16 protein-coding genes are annotated in these 18,156 nt (G+C 49.5%); 5 read left to right on the forward strand and 11 right to left on the reverse strand.

What is annotated here, in order from left to right; translation table 11 throughout:
* Positions 1-125: 125 nt before the first annotated feature.
* The 3 genes from NGM68_RS09760 to NGM68_RS09770 all read right to left on the reverse strand — a co-directional run bounded on the left by NGM68_RS09760 (position 126) and on the right by NGM68_RS09770 (position 3,393).
* Entirely contained in the window at positions 126-662 is a 537-nt protein-coding gene (locus tag NGM68_RS09760) for a hypothetical protein (protein ID WP_252697913.1), read from the reverse strand.
* A 501-nt stretch (positions 663-1,163) separates the two neighbouring features.
* Entirely contained in the window at positions 1,164-1,922 is a 759-nt protein-coding gene (locus tag NGM68_RS09765) for a helix-turn-helix domain-containing protein (protein ID WP_252697916.1), read from the reverse strand.
* A gap of 1,300 nt (positions 1,923-3,222) precedes the next feature.
* Positions 3,223-3,393 carry a hypothetical protein gene (locus NGM68_RS09770; protein ID WP_252697918.1) on the reverse strand — a complete coding sequence of 57 codons (171 nt, stop codon included), beginning with the start codon at positions 3,391-3,393 and terminating at the stop codon, positions 3,223-3,225.
* A 231-nt stretch (positions 3,394-3,624) separates the two neighbouring features.
* Between NGM68_RS09770 and NGM68_RS09775 the strand changes: the two genes are divergently transcribed.
* Positions 3,625-4,806, forward strand: coding sequence for a restriction endonuclease (locus tag NGM68_RS09775; protein ID WP_252697923.1), 1,182 nt, complete (start codon positions 3,625-3,627; stop codon positions 4,804-4,806).
* 683 nt (positions 4,807-5,489) lie between these two features.
* Here NGM68_RS09775 and NGM68_RS09780 read toward each other — a convergent pair.
* From NGM68_RS09780 to NGM68_RS18400, 8 genes are all read right to left on the reverse strand, one after another.
* Positions 5,490-5,714, reverse strand: a complete 225-nt coding sequence (locus NGM68_RS09780) for a hypothetical protein (protein ID WP_252697924.1) — start codon at positions 5,712-5,714, stop codon at positions 5,490-5,492.
* 45 nt (positions 5,715-5,759) lie between these two features.
* Entirely contained in the window at positions 5,760-5,927 is a 168-nt protein-coding gene (locus NGM68_RS09785) for a hypothetical protein (RefSeq protein ID WP_252697926.1), read from the reverse strand.
* A 103-nt stretch (positions 5,928-6,030) separates the two neighbouring features.
* Positions 6,031-6,366, reverse strand: coding sequence for a hypothetical protein (locus tag NGM68_RS09790; RefSeq protein WP_252697927.1), 336 nt, complete (start codon positions 6,364-6,366; stop codon positions 6,031-6,033).
* A 261-nt stretch (positions 6,367-6,627) separates the two neighbouring features.
* Positions 6,628-7,803: a type I restriction enzyme HsdR N-terminal domain-containing protein gene (locus tag NGM68_RS09795; protein WP_252697928.1), complete on the reverse strand. Its 1,176-nt coding sequence runs from the start codon at positions 7,801-7,803 to the stop codon at positions 6,628-6,630.
* Between the two features lie 477 nt (positions 7,804-8,280).
* On the reverse strand, positions 8,281-9,198 hold the full coding sequence (locus NGM68_RS09800; RefSeq protein ID WP_252697929.1) for a PD-(D/E)XK nuclease family protein: 918 nt from the start codon (positions 9,196-9,198) through the stop codon (positions 8,281-8,283).
* Complete coding sequence (rdfA, locus tag NGM68_RS09805) at positions 9,191-9,823, reverse strand: rod-determining factor RdfA (RefSeq protein WP_252697931.1); 633 nt, start codon at positions 9,821-9,823, stop codon at positions 9,191-9,193. Before rdfA ends, NGM68_RS09800 begins: the two co-directional genes overlap by 8 nt.
* Positions 9,824-9,845: 22 nt before the next feature.
* Entirely contained in the window at positions 9,846-11,783 is a 1,938-nt protein-coding gene (locus NGM68_RS09810; protein WP_252697933.1) for an archaea-specific SMC-related protein, read from the reverse strand.
* Positions 11,784-12,206: 423 nt separating this feature from the next.
* The gene (locus NGM68_RS18400) at positions 12,207-12,431 is read right to left on the reverse strand and encodes a DUF6199 family natural product biosynthesis protein (protein ID WP_484549494.1); all 225 of its coding nucleotides are present in this window, start codon (positions 12,429-12,431) and stop codon (positions 12,207-12,209) included.
* A 319-nt stretch (positions 12,432-12,750) separates the two neighbouring features.
* On the opposite strand from NGM68_RS18400, the gene NGM68_RS09815 reads away from it, so the two are divergent.
* The 4 genes from NGM68_RS09815 to NGM68_RS09830 all read left to right on the forward strand — a co-directional run bounded on the left by NGM68_RS09815 (position 12,751) and on the right by NGM68_RS09830 (position 18,126).
* Positions 12,751-13,410, forward strand: a complete 660-nt coding sequence (locus NGM68_RS09815; protein WP_252697935.1) for a DUF7978 family protein — start codon at positions 12,751-12,753, stop codon at positions 13,408-13,410.
* Positions 13,411-13,854: 444 nt separating this feature from the next.
* Positions 13,855-14,379 (forward strand): hypothetical protein, encoded by a 525-nt coding sequence (locus tag NGM68_RS09820; RefSeq protein WP_252697939.1) that lies wholly within the window; start codon positions 13,855-13,857, stop codon positions 14,377-14,379.
* Positions 14,380-15,118: 739 nt separating this feature from the next.
* Positions 15,119-15,880 carry a hypothetical protein gene (locus NGM68_RS09825; RefSeq protein ID WP_252697941.1) on the forward strand — a complete coding sequence of 254 codons (762 nt, stop codon included), beginning with the start codon at positions 15,119-15,121 and terminating at the stop codon, positions 15,878-15,880.
* Positions 15,881-17,439: 1,559 nt separating this feature from the next.
* Positions 17,440-18,126, forward strand: coding sequence for a hypothetical protein (locus tag NGM68_RS09830; RefSeq protein ID WP_252697942.1), 687 nt, complete (start codon positions 17,440-17,442; stop codon positions 18,124-18,126).
* The last annotated feature ends 30 nt before the right edge of the window (positions 18,127-18,156 follow it).

Below are 18,156 nucleotides of genomic sequence, written 5' to 3' on the forward strand. Positions count from 1 at the left end.
TGACATCATCCAAAATACAGGACACATGTGTCATAGGGCGGCTCCAAGATCGGATATCGCTCTATCCAGTTAGCTTAGAGTGTACAAGAACGGCTAATTCTCCCGAAATGATTTCGCCCACTTGATCACAAGTCGAAGAGGCCGCCGCCTCCCGACTCTTTTTCCCTAGAACTGCCAAAATTCTCTTTCCGCTTCCAGATGAATGTTACTTGCCCCCGTTGGCCACCGAGACCACCGCCCATTCCCATACCCATGCCTCCTTGTTGATCATACTTGCTCTGTAAATGCCGCCATCCATCCACGTCCTTTACGCCGCAGGTACACGCGATGACATACGGATAGATATCTCGGTATTCTTCGATTTGGCCCCTAAACTTCTTCGTTTGACTGTTCGTTAGGTCTCGTTTCAATTCGATACCGACGACATCGTTTACGACGATATCAGCATTGGCGTTGCCCCGTTCCTTCGAGACGACGTACGTCTCGCCTGTGCCTCCCCCGAACCCGCCGAGTAACCCATCGCCTCCACCGGAGTTCAACCGGTCATCAAGATACTGCTGAAGATCGTTCTGGAACTTTTTCTCCGTCCGGTAGGCTCGTTTAGGAATCCAGTCTTCGACTGCTCGTGCGACCTTCTGGAAGGTCTGGTGTTCGCCACCCATCATGATTTTCTCTAGACACCGGAGGCCGAGCTGGAGAGGCCTTTAGGCCCGGCCAGTGTCCCGACGAATGTGTGGGTCGGAATACACCCCGGCGATTTTGGTGCCATTGTTTGGTAGTCACAAGGAACTGACTTGAATCTTTACTAGCCTTTTGTGAGCGGTTGATTCGGACGCTCACGAGTCGGCTAATCCAGTCCATCTCTCGTGGTTGCGTCTTCGTCGTTCTCGTTGGTACGGCGCTCTTCTACGTGAGTGGTGTCGGACTTCTCACGGCGCTCACGCTGACGGTTATCGTGTATTCAGCTCGGGCATTCTTGTCGGATCTCATCCGCTACTGGTACCTTCATTGGGTGCTGAAGGCTCCGATTTGCACTCTCCAGGTGGCCGATTGGTGGGAAAGAAATTGGCCCTTCTCCTCCGGTGGTATTGGATCCCGGGTCTCATTGTGTGGTGAGTGCTGTAGGTTGGGTGTGTATTGCGTGACTGAATCTCCTGTTGGATTCACCTGTTACGTTCGAACTTCTTCTTGTGAGCCTTCTCCCGGTCTTCCCAGTCAGTCATCGTCTTGGTCGGAGAACTCCACTCGTTCATATCATAGAACGCCTCTAGGGATCTAATCCACGGCTTGACCATTTTGTTGATGAACATCGAATGTAATCGCTGTCTGTGGCCGATTCCATTGATTGACTTACCGAGCGAATTCATCCCACTATCAATTTTATCCAGCCGATTACGCATCTCAATCCTGAACTCCGGATCAACAAGTCGCTCGAGTTTGCTGAGGCGTTCACCGTGCTTATCAGCCAACCCTCTGATCATCGTTTCCAGCGCGTCTTCGCCCTGTTCAATCTTCGAATCCAATCGGGATACTTCCCGCTCATACTTTCCCCGAAGTTCCTCTACCTCTGCTCGAAGTTCTTCAATCTCTTGCTGTTGCGAGTGCCATTCAGCTGCCCAATCGATATCATCATCCACAAGGATGTCCCCGCTGAATTCGTCTAACCACCATTTCCCATCAACCGTTAGTTCAGCATGCAAAGGAGCGGGGATTGGTCGATTATCGTCCCGTTCAGAGGGTTGCCACGTTTCAATCAATTCTCGCTCTTCAAGATCGCGGAGAACTCGCACACGTTGAGTCGTGTGGTCAAGGCCAAGGCGCTGGCCTATATCTGTTGACGTAATCGTTTGACTTGGCGATTCGATAAACATCTTCAGCACCTCGAGTTCTCTCTCAGAAAAGTCGTATTTCCTATAACTCATACATGAAAATAAGGGTTGTTTGATTAAAAACATTGCTACATTTTAAGGACACATGTTTTATTGAGTGTTGGAAACAACCCCCGAAAATCGGGTTCGCGTCAGTGTAAGAGAGGGGAATAAGTAGAGGGATGCTCACCAAACGTGGTGAGGGTCGTCAGCGGCACGACTTGCCTCGTGGTTCAATCGCCACCACTTTCTCGCTCAGAGAGGACATGCCTGTACTTGGAATTGATCTCATAGAATACTTACTCGAGTGTTGCGGAGGGAAACTCTGTCTCAAGCCATCACGAACACACACCGGTTTTCCAGTGTTCTGGCACAGAGTGAACCCAAGCACTCAGGTACACAGTGGCCACGCCCCTCGTCACGAGTGAGCGAATGAACATCCTCTCGAGTGGAAGGGAAGGAACATCCAAAACTGTAGTTAGGAATCCAACATTCATCGAGGGGATTCAGGTGTCATCCCCGCTGCCCCGACTTGAGCGACACACATCGCTCACATGTGTACGAGGAACATCCAACGAGGGTGTTCTCGATGCTCTCCGCACGAAGACGCATGTTACTACGGACTGAACGGAGTAGTCTGGTGGGTCTCTGTTGGAACCATATATCAATCACCAATTTTGACTTATCTGCTTGAGAGGTGTGTTTATCACAGATAGGGGGCTATCCAGAGTATGAATTTACTTGATGAATCCGTACGGTCTGCGTTGAACACGTTCGCAAGCGAGGCACTCGACTGATCTTGAATGGGCGAAGAGAACGGGAAGCTATCAGTCTTTTCGCATTCAGGTCACTGGTAAAACAGGTGAACGCAGATGGAGTACTAAGAGATTCGAGTCAAATTGGACTGGAGGTTCCTGTTCCGCAGGTTACAGTGGGTGATGAGAGTAGTACCAATAAGAAGAACCAGGTATGTAAGGACGTGGTCATCTGGCCTGAACCCCGCATGACGTGCTGGGACGAGAGTCAAGATCCATCAGTACCACCAATGGCGATCCTCGAATGGAAATTCGATCGAGCCAGTATCTATGGCCCTGATGTGAACTGGTTAGAGGCTTTCACAGCGAAATATCCGAACTGTATCGGCTACGCTATAACTGCGAATCAACCATCTTCACGGTTCACACTCTCCTGTACCCAAGTCTCGGTTCGCCGAACTCAATCGAGATGGCTGCACATCGCGTGACAACTCGGTAAATCGGATCTAAAATTGGGATGGTCACGACGGCATGATGATTCTATTCACTCTATTCAGTTCCTCATTTGTGGTAATTGCCGATGATTCACCAGAGCCGGATTACTCCATCAATGGAATTAGGAACACACCGACGACTGCGGCAAGGCCGAACAGCGCAGCGAACGGCCCTGCGATAGTGGTTGGATCTCCGCCCGTTACAGTCAGCCCAATTGCGAGCGCGACAAATGCAGCAAGCCCGAGTGACAACACTCCGATTACGGGATTTGACATAGGCCTAACCACAACGGATAGTGACATAAATGCTAGCTTGACTGACCAGATGTCTGACCAGAAAAATGGATTGAGCGATCGCGATCACTGTATTCAGCACGCTCTTTCTAACAGCTTCTGAGGGTTCGAACAGACCTGCTCCACATCATTTTGATTTTTCTCGAGGGAATAGTCTGGTATTGCTTTGAGAATGAGCAAGAATATTACCAATTGAGCGGTGATAGGTTCGATATGGCCGAGACGAAGCTGTTCCCATATAACGAATTATCAGATGCAGACTTGGTCGTCGACGCAGTGTACGAGGGTGGTGACGCAAATAATCTCTCAGCGGCGTTGCTTCCTGACTTACTCGGAGTGGGAACAGGTGGGGGTTTTCGAGCGAAAAGGTGCCCGACTGATTCGCAGAAGTATTCGTATGTCGTATTATACACCACATTCAGTGAACCAGATTGGCCGGATGATTTAGACCGAGAAAGCGGGATTTTCACGTATTATGGAGACAACAGGGATCCGGGCTCAAGAATACACGAGAAAGACGGAAACAAAATTCTAAGGGAGGTCTTCCACAACCTCCACAGCGGCCAGCGACAAACAATCCCACCGTTCTTCGTGTTCACCAAAGAGGAAGGATGGAATAGGAAGTTTAGGGGTCTTGCCGTGCCAGGTGACCGGCTCGAAAATCAATCTGAGGATTTAGTCGCCGTTTGGAAACATAACGGAGGAGACCGATTCCAGAATTATAAAGCTACGTTCACAATTCTTGATGTCGATAGGGTATCCCGTGCATGGATTTCTGATCTCCAGGAGGGGAAGTTTTTGACTGAGAACACACCAGATGTGTGGGCAAAGTGGAAGAACACTGGAAAGTACACCCCGTTACAGGCCGATCGGACGAAAGATCATAGAACGAAAGTTGAACAGCTGCCGACGACGGAAAAAGAGAAGACCATTCTGCAGACAGTCTATTCCCATTGTAAGAACGACTCAAACCAATCACGAAAGTTTGAGTACGTTGCTTCAGCCCTCTTTGAACTTATGGACTCTAACGTCCATCAATCCAAGGTCACCAGACAATCAAGAGACGGTGGGCGAGATGCAATTGGAACGTATCACATCGGATCTATAGGAGATAGCGTTGACGTTGAGTTCGCATTGGAAGCCAAGTGTTACAAACCCAGTACTGGAGTTGGAGTCCACGACACAAGCCGACTGATTTCTCGCTTGCGGCACCGACAATTCGGCGTCTTCGTGACAACATCCTACGTCCGTAAATCAGCCTACGAGGAAATTAAACAAGATGGCCATCCGGTGCTAGTTCTCAGTGGTGGGGATATTGCGAAGATTCTGCAGAAGAACGGGTTCACCTCCAAAGCAGAAGTGAAAAATTGGTTAGACAGCCAAGGCCCCGCTTAGCCATGTATACTCACAACTGTCGAATCAAGGATGCAATTCCGCTCAGAAACAGACCGGATCCAATTGCGAGGAATAGTGTAGAAGAGCCGAGCGACAACCCGCTGAGCCAAGTGAACACCTATTCAACGAATCTCAGTAACCGTGGCATTGGGAAACCCCATACAGTCACACTGATGGTGAAACAGTCCCTCGCTGAGAATCTCAACAGTACCTATTGATTGGTTTGAACAATCGTTCGGACACAGAGATCTGGCCAATAGAACATCAAGGAACCCCTATTCCCAATCAATTGTGCCTTTCGAACCCACTCCACAGCGAGTCCAATGTATCGTGTTGGTACTGAGTTAAGTCGATCCGGATGAGCAGCTATCCGTTGCTCATTGAATGCCGGATTGTTGAACGGTTCTCTCACCGTAATTCTCTGTCAGGTGGGACTTCAGCGTAACCCTTCTCTTTCTCGCGATCGAATCCAGCTCGAGAGCTGAAGATGGACGACCTGGTCGCCATACTGTACAACCCGTTGTCCTCTCTAACCACTCCAAATTCTTTGAGTGGTTTCACCCCTTGCTCAGCGAAATTCTCGCTGACGCCAGCCTCAGACGCGATATGAGACACTGAGCGAGACCGATCCAATTCCCTCAAAGCCCTCGCCAAACGCTCCGAGTCCGACCGTTTTTCGGCGTTCATATTACGGGTACAACTATGTCTCCGATTTTGATTTCCGCAATGTTGCCATCAGGACACAGCGATAATGTGAGCAGATCGCTCTCGTCGTTTGAGTCGGCGATAAATATGCGTCCATCATGCCACTTACAATCTGCACAAATCAGCGTTTCACCTATTTTGGCCGCCATGTGATCCGCTTCCTCCGATCCCTGTAACTCTGACCAGTCCTTTAGTTTGATCATGTGTCTACCACTCAACATCTACATAAAAGGGTTTGCGGGGGCAGCTCACTCAATCTGGAGGACAGCATCCTCTAATGAAAGGCCGTGTTGAGCAGCTATCTCGATGGCAAGTTCCCATGCCCGATCTGCCCTGTCTGGCTCAAACTCCTCAATCTCGCGGGACAGCTGGATCAATGCTTCCACAATGAGCAAGTCGTCTTGGGCGTGGCGCATGGATCTGTGTTGCCTCTCCCTCATTTAAAATCTCACTGGTCTAGTTGACTAAAACAAATCCGCCGTCGACGGCGGTTGAGAAATAGCGACATGAATTGCGTAGTTAAAATCCGTCTGGTATGAATTCTGGATGGATCCAGTCCAATTCCTCAGAATTTGCTTCGACCCACGTTTCGAGATCTTCGTACTCCAACCGCTCCCCGGTGAACGTCACGGTTCCGTGTCGCGGAACACTGTAGACGCCAATCGATGAGCCACTCCCTCCACTGAAATGGATAAGGGCTTCGTGGCCACGTTCACGGAGTGCGAGGATCTGAAATGTTGAGTCGTGCCACCGCAGGAGATTCGCGACCATCGACGAAACGTTCCCTTCCCGCAGTTCGAGAAGTCGCTCGCCCAGCTGGTAGCGAAGGACGCGCCGTTCAGCTTCCAGCTCCATATTGCTTGATTAAGTGCTTCCGACTTAATCTGCTAGTTCGAAACCCACCTAACGTAGAAAGAAGGGACAATTGGACGGACAGGAACCCCCATTCCTGGTCGCTTGCGCCTTTTCGAACCCGCTCCACAGCGAGTTCAATATTTCATATGCAGTCCTGACTTAAGTAGATCTGTTGTGAGCAGCCACCGATTGTCCAATGAACACTCATCACTGGGATAGGAACCCCGAATGTGCCTGCTGCGTTAGCACAACTGAGGTCGATCAAAAGAGGTCGTCAGTTGTCGTTGCCGTTCTCAGCTTACCGAGTGTCGTGTCTCGGCGTGATTGTGGATACTTCGATTCAAATGGCACTGGATCCTTCAGTTCATAGAATGAATCTCGTTTGAACGTAATGACTTGTTCTCCTTCTTCAATATCATATTCGTCTAAATCGCGTTCTAAGCCAGCAACACTCGGCTCTACGACTGCATCAGTTTCTGCAAAGAACTGGACTTCACCCACATCCCCAGAGATGTACATCGCAATATAATCAAACTCCTTTCCTACTCTCACGAAGCCCCATGCTGCGTTCTCTCTTAAGAAGCGGAGGCCCGATTCGCGAGAAGCGTAGACAGCGACGGTCGCATCATCGTCGCCCTCGATCTCTTCACGAGAGATGGTTCCAACGACTCTGTTCCGCCGAGGCTGTAGTTCATCACTCTCATCCTCAGTTGGTGGGCTCGCTTGTGGGTTGGGGTTTTCAGTTGGCCGGTCTTCGCGAACGAACTGGCGTTGTTCACGGAGTGCAGAGACCAGGTTCTGAACGAAATCTCGCGATTGTTCTTCCAAATCCAGCGGAACCTCCCCAAGTTCCCCTTCCACTGCTGAACTCACCGTCTCTGCTACGTTACTCTCGTTCTGGTTGAGGTATCTGATAGCCTCATTCGTTTGGGCCACCTGAACGGCTATCTTATCAGCTTTCCCAGAACGGATCGCTTCCTTGGACAGCAATTCGAGAACATCTGGACTCTCGGCAAGGTCGTCGAGATCGAATTGTACCACTGAAACTTCTTCACCACCGTTGCTATGCTGATCTTTGGTGAGTACCTCGAACTCCTTTCCGTTCGTAAGAATCCCCCAGTCTACATCGAGTTCCTGGCGCATGTAGCTCTTGAGTTGCGTGACGTGGTGTGAACTCAGCCCTGAACTGGCTGCCTTCGCTTCCACGAAGACTACTGGGGAGTCACCGACGAGGAGTGCATAATCGACGTGCGTACTTCCAGACGCCATTGGAACCGTGTACTCGAGTTCGACTTCAGTTGAGTACAGATCCCATCCGAGGAGTTCGAGTAGCGGTTGAACGAGCCGCACTTTTGTATTCTGCTCGTTCATTCGTGGGGATGCCTCGAGCAGTTGTTGTGACCGCTCGACGTATTCACCCACCTCTTCTGCGTTCATATGTCCGCAATTGGAATACCAACTACAAATAATCAGGTGGGCTGAACAAACTCCGGAAGAGAGACAATGGTCATAGAATCCGTGATCAACATACTGAAAACCCTCGTGATGAAGTGTCAATTATGACCGTCACTGGCAATGAACAAGTGTATGTGAGCGAGGCCTCGCACATGTTCCATCTCTCATTGCGATGCGCTGGAGACCGTCGAGACGTAATGTCACTCCGTGAGGCAGCAGGAACCTACGAACCATGCTGGAATTGTGTGGGCGGTGATGTCCAAGAATACATGCGAGACGAGTGGAACCTCTGACAAACTCATCTTCAAGCGGCTGTCGGCATATGTGCCTATTGATAAGGAACACCGCCGTCGACGACGGAGTGATCAAGTATCCAACAAAACCGCCGTCGACGGCGGATCTATCATACTTCTAACTAAACCGCCGTCGACGGCGGATTGCCTTCACTATACATAACCGTTAGTCCCATCGGGTTCCATTGACCAGTTCGCTCACGAGAATTGCCTCCGCTTTGAACCGGCTCCAAATTCTCTGTGAGTCTGGCCAGTCATCACTGGTTGACGAGAAGACCGCATAGTCTCCTCGCTCACGACCAAGTCGAATGACCTGCGTTTCGGCTGAAAGCGGACAGAGATGCCGATACGCCAGGGCTTGCATCACATATTTCGCATAGAACCACTCTGAGGTCTTGAGATCGACCGTCTTGTGTTTCCCATCACGTTCATAGATCAGGTCGATCTGGCCACCAAAACCAGCCGACTGCGTGCCATGCTCGTTCGGCAATGGATGAACGCCCATCCATTCGACTGCTTGTACGGTTTCCTGAGTGATCCCTAACTCGGAGCTGGCAAGCTCCCAATTGCGTCGGATTTTGCGTACATCTTCACGAGCCTGTCGGAGGAGTGCGCCATCCGTGGAAATAACCTCAAACGCTGGATCGTCTCTCCCAGTAACCCATCCTCGACTCGCAGCTACGGAATAGACGATATCATCGTGCGTATCCTCTCTGACCTCAGATTCATTGAGTTCTGTCAACTCGCGTTCGGCCAGTGTCAGTTCGTACGACCCAATATCACGGTATTGAGAGGCGATCTGATGATGTGCTAATCGGCCGACCTGCCGTGAAAACCAAAAGAGATGACTGGGGTCAACATCACAGCGGTCGCTGACGGTGGCCTCACCATATTGCTCATGGATGATCGGATCGATCAACCGTTCCTTTGAGTTCCAATGATCAATTCGGGAGGTGATTGTTGGGACGCTTGGATACTGGTTCCCAGCCGAATCAACATAAACCGTGATTCCACAGTCTGTGGTGTACCGCCGCTGCACCGCGTTTGGGGCGTTGTACCACGTACTGGGCTGCTTCTCAGTCATTCTCTTCCTCACCTTCCTCGGAACAGCACTGGGAGCATCCTCCTGCATCGACAAATTCGGCGTAACTCCAGCGTCGATGACAAGAGCCACAACTCACGGTAATCTCAACGTCGAGCCGTTCAATTTCCGTACGAACGAGTCCATCATCAGCGAGACGGACGAGATTTTCTTCCAAGATTTTTCGATTGCGATGAACAATGTCGTCACTTTGTTGGATTGCTTTCGCCGGAGTCAGTGACTTCCACTCTCGTGACGTGTCGACCCCGAGGCACTTGTTGAAGTGCTTCCGGACGGTTCCGTACGAGACAAACTCGCCAGTATACCGCTTCGCAGGATCCCGTGCGAACGGCTTCGGATCGAGCCCCGCCTCTCGAAGACTCGTTTTCGCTTTTTCCTTCTCATCTGATGCATTTTTGCCATACAGATGCTCATAATGAGCCTCCAACGCACTCAGTGGTCGCTGAGAGCCCGCTGCGAAGTAGGCCTCTTGAAGCAAGCGTGCATTTAACCGATCCGCCACGTCACGCAAGCTGAGATCTTCATCATCATCATCATCGTCATACCAGGCTTCGAGATCCGCTGTAATCCCGTACTGTTCGATTTGCGTGCAGACTTTGCATGTCATGGGTGAGTATCGATCGATGTGACTAGTGGTTGGCCTGTTCTGGGACTGCTAATTCATCGGCAGGGATGAGCTGATGTGCATGCGATACTGCCGTTGCATCTTCTGGAAGAAGAGCGGCAATTACGTGGGGAACATCGACCGTCTTGCAAACGTATTCGAGAAGCACATCGATATTCCTCCTATCAAAGCTCTCCAGTGAGTCGAGCAGGAGGACTGGGACATCGCTGTCGGCGATTTTCCGATGTGCGATACCGGTTGCGATACCGACGACGAGTCCGACGAGTTCCCGCTCGGCTTCGGAGAGCGTGGTTAAGTCGTCTTCGTAGACTTCCCCAGACTTGTTCTCGCGCACGACGACAACGCGGAACGATGAGTAGGTAGTCGGGTTATCTGTTGGCTGACGGTCGACCCGAACCCGAGCGATATTGTCCAAGCGGAGTAACTCGAGAAGGTCGTCCATCGCCTCAGTCACCCCTACCGTGACCTCTTGTTCGACCCGCTCAACGTGGTTGTTCAGTTCACGAATCTCACTGCTGAGCCGGGATTGCTTTGCCTTCAGATGCTCCTCATCGGATATGCGGTCTTCGAGGTCGGTGAGATGCGCCGTAGTTTCTGCGATATCTGTCTCGAGTCGGTGTGCAGTGTGTTGATGCTCTGTTAGTTTTTGATACTGTTCATAGACGGCCTCATTCTGTGAGAGATCAATTGCTTCAATTTCAGCAGTGAGCGTCTCCAGTTCAGCTTCAACATCGGCTACTTCCACCTGCGCGTCCTCGATCATCTCTTGTGTCCTTTCGATTCCCTCGTCTAGGTCAGTGAGTGACTGTTCGAAGCGGTCACGTGTATCCTCCAGTGATTGATGGTGTCGCCGCTGTTTTTCAAGCCGATCGCGTTGTGATCGCAACTCGTCGATGTCGGTGGCATACCCACGAGCAATTTGGTGAAGTTGGTCGAGGCGGTCTTCGACAGATCCCTGTGTTGTCTCCGACTCGCAAAGCGGACAGGTTAGCCGCCTTGCTGACGGGTTGAGTCCATCAGTCAGTGTCTCCGTGGTGAATTCAGCCGGAAGGCCGGAATCGATGAGCCGTTGGGCGGATTCAACGAGCTGATCGGTCGTTCGCTTATCCCGCTCGAGCGTCTGCAATTGGGTGGTAACGGCAGCGATTTGTGACTCAGTTGGTGCTTCGGACGACGCTAGTTCCTGTTCAGCGACCTCCAACTGTTCTCGAACGCTCGCTCGCTCTGCGTTCCGGCTCTCGAGGCTGTCTTCGAGCCGGTTGATTCGGTTGGTGATCTCATTTCGTTTCTCGCGCAGTTGTGTCTGTTCGCGAAGGGAGTCTTCGAACTCTTCGGCATCAGAACGGCTAACGCTCGATTCAGCAATGGCCTCCTGGATCGTGTCGATTTGGTCGTTCGCCTCGTTCAGTTTTCGTTCGCGCTCGCTGAGTGCCTGCCTCTGGCGCACAAGTTCTTGTTTTGCGTGTTCGATTTCGGCTAACTCATCGGCAACTTGACTCGCACGGCGACGAAGTACATTGCGCTCGTCTTTGAGTCCTGCTTGGTCGACAGGAGACATGACGATATTGCCAAGCATGGTATCTACATCCTGGTGATCACCGGTTTCGATGAGACGACGGACTGGATTATCCCGCAGGAGAGTTACCATGTCTACAATCGGTCGACCGCTTCCAGAGTCCGTCCCTTCATCAGTTGGGGCATCCAATTCGCGTGTGTACTGTCTTCCACCCAGCTCGAGTTCAACCGTGCCTCGATCGGTGTCTGATTTTGGACGTGCCATCGTTCCCCCAAGGCCGCCGTTGATGGCCCGGAGGAGGGACGTACGGTTTGTGGCGTTCTCACCGACGAGAAGCGTTAATCCCGGCTGAAACGTGAGTGTCGTCCGGTCAATCCCGCCGATGTTCGATACTTCAATCTGCCCATCGCTGGTACTGTGGCTCATCCTGGCCAGGGTCGACGACAGCGTCAGTATATAACTCCTGGTGTGGGCTCAGTTGCTGCGGATTCTACGCTCAGCACTGATCGGTCTCTCGTGCGCTGCTGATTCTGATTCTCACTGTTACGGTTACTGGTCACAAAATCCGTTCCTGTGAACGTGATTCTCTGCGGTTGATAGCCACATAGCATCCGTTTCACGATAGGGGAGGGGGAGGGGGGTTGTCCGCAATTATACCACCACCGTAAGCGGGAATCCCTATTCATCTCCTTTTACGATACGAGTAGATAGAGGGGGAGGGGGGGGGGGGGTTGTCCGCAATTATACCACCACTGAGGGTGTCATAGAATACTTCCCATGGAATTGATTGCGTCGGCTTCTGCGGTAGATAAGCCGATACATACAGATGCGAACTGAACAAACAATTTCCTAAAAGAGGCCGACTCTCATGGTCGGGCCCCATACGAATATTACCCATAGACCAACCAAAATAGAGAAAATACCTCCGACACGGTAGAGAAGAACGCCTGTTTCGTTCAGACCGGATTCAGATGTTACTGAGACTGGATGACGCAGTTTGAACAGTAATTGCGGACGTGCAATCCCAAGCGTACCGAGTCCGATAGCAAACAATCCAACGAGAACATCAAGCATATGTAATCGAAAATTGGCATCTCATATAAGTTTCAATCATTAGCTGGATATGCTCACTACTTCGCCTGTACTGATCGTTTGTTGGTAGCCGTATAGAGGATGTGAGAACGATTCTATGACACCCTCCCACCACTAGTAGCGGGAATTACTGACCATCCGCTGTTGTAACATGAGCGTGTTTGCAAGTATGACTTCTTTCGATTCACCAGATTGGGCTATGAGACGTGTTCTATGACACCTAGGTTGGTTAGCTAATTATGAGGGAAAGTGGTAAGATAGCCGTCAAGATTAATTCACATGACTGAGAAGTCCACCTGTAATGTCAAACTCAGAAAAAGATAGCGGCAATGGGAGACGACCGGCTGGTCAATCTAATGCTGGGCAGGAACGTTCATTTCTGGATGATGTACCCTGGAAGCGGGCGCTCTTATTTGGGATCGGGGCCTTCGTTGTCGGGATGGTTCTCTTTACTGGCCTCATCTTTGTTGAGGGAGCGATAGGTGACGATCTATCAGAGGATCCATCCGATGAAACTGCCGAGGACGACGAACCAGGGGTTGCCACGCTTGTCGGTTGGCTCTACTTTGGCGGACAGTTTGTTGATATCGAGATGTCGTGGGCGTTAGGCACAGAGAGTATGAACCTGCTTGACGAAACGTCTGCGGATCTGACGATTCCAACGGTAGTCTATTATCTAGTACCCGTACTGGTTCTCATCGCCGCTGGCTACAAGTTGGCCTCACAAACACTCGCTGAAGGTTCAACACCAGAAGAAGGAGCAAAGATTGGTGCTACTATCGCAGCGGGTTACATGGTTGCTGTCGTATTTGCCACTCAAATATTCACGTGGAGCATTCAGGACGGGAGTACGACTGGAAGCGTAAACGTGGCGTTCACGGAAGCGATTCTGATATCCGGTCTGATGTATCCACTACTCTTCGGAGCGATTGGTGGGTATCTCGTTTTCCGTGAGAACTAAGCCTTCACAATGAGTCTGCGTGGCATAGAACACGTCTCATACTCTCCACCTGACGATTATACGCCACCCTGTTCGTGTATGACCCTATAATTTCGCCAGCCATTGATTTTGGACAAAACGAGATTAAGGACGGTAGCCTTAATGATCTACATTGATGGCGATTTCACTTGTGTGGGTTGAGACCGGTCAGGACAGATTCCAAACACGATTCACTCCTGATTCCAAGGAATGCAACAGATTTCCTATCCAATTAGCTCATTTTCTCCCCCGCTAATGGAAACCGGAACCCGTAATTCCACACCACACTACCATAACACCCCGTTGATTCACACTTACTGGCATTCAAGTGTTGGGGGTTCAAGATCGAACCGTAGATTGTATTAAATGGGCCAAATGTCCACTTCTGGGCAAATGCTTATGCGCTTCCGGACAAAATATGAGTCAATGATTCATCAGAATAAGAATCTAACAGAACAGGATGTTGTAGCAGCTGTACGTAAGCATGGTTCAGAGCAAGTTCTTTCTCATGTAAAGGATGCTAAACGGCACAAGATTGACCCTGAGGTTGTTCGCTTTGTCGTAGAGGATACAGTATCCATCTGGTCGAAACTTCAATTGGAAGTGCCTTACCATACAACAGACCCGACGTTCATAGAAATTTTATCACACATTAGCCTCGATATGGCGGAAGATCGCCTCAACTCACTATTCACTGACACGGCGCAGATAACCGTACTCGAGAGACTGAATGAATCGGCAACGATCGCAATTGGCGAGAGAGATGGCCACGTAGGAGAATTCTTGGATGATTGCTATCTAGTTTCTCAATCATTGTTGGTAGAAGCCCATACTGAGATGGCCAGTCAGTGGGGTATTGATGTGTGTTTGTATGATGGCTTGGTCTTCAGTGTGCCAATTGAGGAGCTTGAGAGGGTAGAAAATGCTAAATACAACGTTCCAAGCTTGTGATCATCATATCGTAACGGGCTTCGCAGGGTATTGCTTTTGGTACCAGAAGCTCTTCTTCAATCCTTCGTAGGAGATACCCGCCGTCGACGGTGCTTTTCACTCATAGAAGGGTTTTGCTATTGATTCAAGCTTCTCGAGAGTGATAAACCAAAAATGAAAATCCGTTTGCTGCCAAGCAATCTGCCTCATAAAATCCTGAGCGTACACTGGTCAGAGTTTATCCTTTCTGAACGAAAGTCACAATGTCAATCTCCGGGAAATCGAGTAGTTTCGCACGATCCCAATTCCCGACATGGAATCGAAATACTTGATGGAATAAATTATAACGGGATCAACAGCCACTCGCTGAAAGACCTATTGGTGCAGAAACTTTGTATCCAGAGAAGGGTGACCTTCAACAAATAATGGGGTCGCCTCGAAGACAGATGCCAGTTGCTGAACTCGGACGGCTTCCAAAACAATAGTGAAGCGGATTCAGTACTTTTTAAAGCACCTTTCAACAGGAGATACGAACTCAAAGATCTTTATAGGTGGTCTATTCGGTTCTAAGGCCGCGCTGTCATTCACGCAGAACTATATAAGCGTAGAACACTCTGAGATTATTATGTAATGACATCATTACTAATTCAGAACAGTAGTGTTCTGGAAAACATTAGTAGAGAAACGAGGTTAACAGCGTTCACAGCCAACGAACAGACCACTCCTGAAGTCGTGTATGGGGGATTAAGTGGTGAGTCATATGCTTGCTGAAGTAAATAACGATCCCCGAGTCTGTTGTCCTATCATCTGTGGGGAGTATATGAGAGCTACTGGGTTCTTCTATACTACTGGCACAGAGAACTACTTAATTACCGCTCGTCACAATGCGTTGCCAACAAAAGCCACCATTTTGAGTCCGTTCACTGGAGGAAAGTATTACTCGATCACCACTAACGACTTTCTGCCGGTGATTGATATCTATCTCCGAAGAAAGGACGAGTGGTTCCATCATCGGTTAGATCTGCGCGATATGCCGAACGGTCATGTTATCACCATTCCGAAGCTGGATCTGCTGGCGATTCGGATCCCGTTCGACCCAACCACATTCCAATACTCCGTGTTCACTGGCCAGGATGTCACGCTCCCATCGGAGGAGGAAAACACGCTATCGGGATATGGATTTGGAGGTGGAGCCTTTTCTGACGAAGAGGAGTGTCACGATGTAACTGACCCGGGTAGTTATATCTCAAACCCTATGGAGATAACCCTCGAGAATACCGCGATTCACGTACCAGAGAAAGCAAAGCAGTTTGAGCCAGTTTTTGGTATTAGTTGTGACCCCACACCGGAGATCGACTCAATATACAACGGCATGAGTGGGTCACCAATTATTGGAGATGGCCTCGTAGGGGTGTGGTCAGGTACTGCCAGGGTTCCCAGCGTTGATGATCCCAAACATGAGACGTATCTTCGTGTTCACTACTTTGGCGTGGAACTACTCAAGCGGGCCTTCAACTCCTAATAAACGGCATACCTTCTCAACGTTCATACATCATCTCACTGTGATCGACTAATAGCGAACTGGTACCAGGTGAGAACGAACGAGTGAAAGACTTAACTCCGAACATGAGTTATTTCTCTGATTAATATTTCGAGGGTGGATGGTGTCCAGACGGGAGTAGATCGGATCAGATGGCAAAAGTTTGCATCAAGACCGCATGTGAACTATGCAATTGCTATGATGTAAGCGAGGCCATAAGAGCTTCTTTGAGCATATCACATCAGCTTCATTTGAAGGTGCAGAGGTTGAAGATCGACTCGATGATCTACAAGGCCAACCTGACTAAAGCGAATACCGCCGTCGGCGGCGGCTTCGTGTAATAATTGCGGACACCCCCGTGTGGGAGAGTTAATCGAAACCCACATTCGGCTTTCCCACACCGCTGATCACGAAAAGAGGGGTACCTACACTGAGCCAAAATCAGTCTGCCATCTCTCCCATCTCAAAAGTAAGTGGACTTTTGGAATATCTTATTCGTGGCACCTCAATTTATACTGAAACGGTTGACAGACTGGACACAAGCTTTGCCCGAAACCGACAATTCTGCGCTGGATTTAGGCGAGTCACCACGAGCAGGTGTGCAGTGACTCTCAGTGGCTACGATAGCGGGTTTGTCGTCCCTGCCGAATTGCCGATAAAACGAACGCTATTTCTTGAAATGTTTTTTGCTACTATTTTTTGTGTCTGCTGATCTACGATACCCTTTGTAATTGTGGAAGCTGCTGTCGATGAGGTCGGATACCAACATTACTTTTCCATCGAATATTCCTTCCCGTAATAGTGTAACTTTGTGTTCGTCTGAAACCTTAAGATCGGAAGTAGAACACTCGGTATGGCCTCGGCAACGGCCACTGAATCAACATGGACAAAACACAACGTGGCCGATCATAACTGAAGCAGAAGGAATTGTCGAACACTACAATGAGGACGGTGGGGGAATGAAATTCTAGAAATATGCATTTATAAATGCAACAAGTATAAGTCAATACTACTCGTACTTTACCGTATGACGCCTAGTAGAGCGTAACGAAGGGGGTGGTTGCCCGAGGACGCTCTAGTGGCAACAGAAAAACTCCACCAAATTTCACGTTCTATTTACTTCTGCTTGATTCTCGAGATCGACTGTCTGAGTGGACTACATAGTCGATTTGAGTTCATACGTTCGTTACTACGACAGCCGTTTCCAGATGGCCTCGTCTGCAATGGCGACGGAGTCGAAAGAGTCGGAGCCTATAACGTGTTACAAAAAATTTTATATGAAAACCCGCTTCGATTTGAGTTGATAATTGGTTTGACTTCGAATCGAATTGTTGCTATACCAATTGAACAGTTGTTACTCCTCTTGGTGATTCACCAATCGATTTAACGAGGGTTGATTGAATTCGATAATCACGTGAACCACTTCAAGGGCAGGTCTTGGAATATTCCGTCATAATCTTCACAGAGTTACGATAGTCCGCTAATAATATTTTCCAAATATGGCTAATGCTTTTCTTCATTGACTTCGTATATTATCATATATGAGTGGTATAACTCTCTCTGACGAATTGCTTTCAAACTTTAACCAGGTCGCTAACGAACGGGGTGACGATCCGGATGCTACCTTAGAGCGGATGCTTCAGGATTACATCAATCGTTCAGACATGACGAGGAAGATTGACGAAATCCACGCGGTGCTGGTCGTGGAAGGGGAAGACGCTGATGTGACTACATTCACTGAATCACTCTCCGATTACGATCCAGAAGATCCTCAACCAGTCTCTAAATCTGCATTGACAGAAATTTCGGAGTACGATGCCTGTGAGATTCAGATCGATCGCAATGATGTGAACGAGATACCCGGAACAAGACTGGAAAGGCGACGCCTTATTCGTGCTATCGCAAGATATGAGTGTGATGCCATCACAAAAGCCGAACTCACAGCTCTCGCTGATGATCTCATAGGTCTCGAATCGGATTATTACCGAAATGAGTACGTCGACAAGATCTGGGAGAAACTGATCAGAAGCGGGTTTGATCACAAACTTCGGTTCACGGACAACAAGGCCGCGCTAGCGTATATGGATCAACTCCTGGAAGATGATGATGAGGTGAATCCGGTAGAGATTGACCAGATAACTGGTCTATTAGCTAGAGAATACCGTGATAACTACGAGATGGCCGTTTTGAACGAGTATCGAGAACAGGTGAACCTCGACCCAATGTAGGAGCGGTTGGTATCGGTCTCGTTCTTCATC

The sequence above is a fragment of the Natronosalvus vescus genome (genome assembly GCF_023973145.1).
In the GTDB taxonomy this organism is placed as follows: domain Archaea; phylum Halobacteriota; class Halobacteria; order Halobacteriales; family Natrialbaceae; genus Natronosalvus; species Natronosalvus vescus.

What these genes read in the sequence shown, in the direction of transcription:
- NGM68_RS09760 (WP_252697913.1), bottom strand. Translation starts at nt 662, where the DNA reads ATGGGTGGCGAACACCAGACCTTCCAGAAGGTCGCACGAGCAGTCGAA.
- NGM68_RS09765 (WP_252697916.1), bottom strand. Translation starts at nt 1,922, where the DNA reads ATGAGTTATAGGAAATACGACTTTTCTGAGAGAGAACTCGAGGTGCTG.
- NGM68_RS09770 (WP_252697918.1), bottom strand. Translation starts at nt 3,393, where the DNA reads ATGTCAAATCCCGTAATCGGAGTGTTGTCACTCGGGCTTGCTGCATTT.
- NGM68_RS09775 (WP_252697923.1), top strand. Translation starts at nt 3,625, where the DNA reads ATGGCCGAGACGAAGCTGTTCCCATATAACGAATTATCAGATGCAGAC.
- NGM68_RS09780 (WP_252697924.1), bottom strand. Translation starts at nt 5,714, where the DNA reads ATGATCAAACTAAAGGACTGGTCAGAGTTACAGGGATCGGAGGAAGCG.
- NGM68_RS09785 (WP_252697926.1), bottom strand. Translation starts at nt 5,927, where the DNA reads ATGCGCCACGCCCAAGACGACTTGCTCATTGTGGAAGCATTGATCCAG.
- NGM68_RS09790 (WP_252697927.1), bottom strand. Translation starts at nt 6,366, where the DNA reads ATGGAGCTGGAAGCTGAACGGCGCGTCCTTCGCTACCAGCTGGGCGAG.
- NGM68_RS09795 (WP_252697928.1), bottom strand. Translation starts at nt 7,803, where the DNA reads ATGAACGCAGAAGAGGTGGGTGAATACGTCGAGCGGTCACAACAACTG.
- NGM68_RS09800 (WP_252697929.1), bottom strand. Translation starts at nt 9,198, where the DNA reads ATGACTGAGAAGCAGCCCAGTACGTGGTACAACGCCCCAAACGCGGTG.
- rdfA (WP_252697931.1), bottom strand. Translation starts at nt 9,823, where the DNA reads ATGACATGCAAAGTCTGCACGCAAATCGAACAGTACGGGATTACAGCG.
- NGM68_RS09810 (WP_252697933.1), bottom strand. Translation starts at nt 11,783, where the DNA reads ATGAGCCACAGTACCAGCGATGGGCAGATTGAAGTATCGAACATCGGC.
- NGM68_RS18400 (WP_484549494.1), bottom strand. Translation starts at nt 12,431, where the DNA reads ATGCTTGATGTTCTCGTTGGATTGTTTGCTATCGGACTCGGTACGCTT.
- NGM68_RS09815 (WP_252697935.1), top strand. Translation starts at nt 12,751, where the DNA reads ATGTCAAACTCAGAAAAAGATAGCGGCAATGGGAGACGACCGGCTGGT.
- NGM68_RS09820 (WP_252697939.1), top strand. Translation starts at nt 13,855, where the DNA reads ATGATTCATCAGAATAAGAATCTAACAGAACAGGATGTTGTAGCAGCT.
- NGM68_RS09825 (WP_252697941.1), top strand. Translation starts at nt 15,119, where the DNA reads ATGCTTGCTGAAGTAAATAACGATCCCCGAGTCTGTTGTCCTATCATC.
- NGM68_RS09830 (WP_252697942.1), top strand. Translation starts at nt 17,440, where the DNA reads ATGAGTGGTATAACTCTCTCTGACGAATTGCTTTCAAACTTTAACCAG.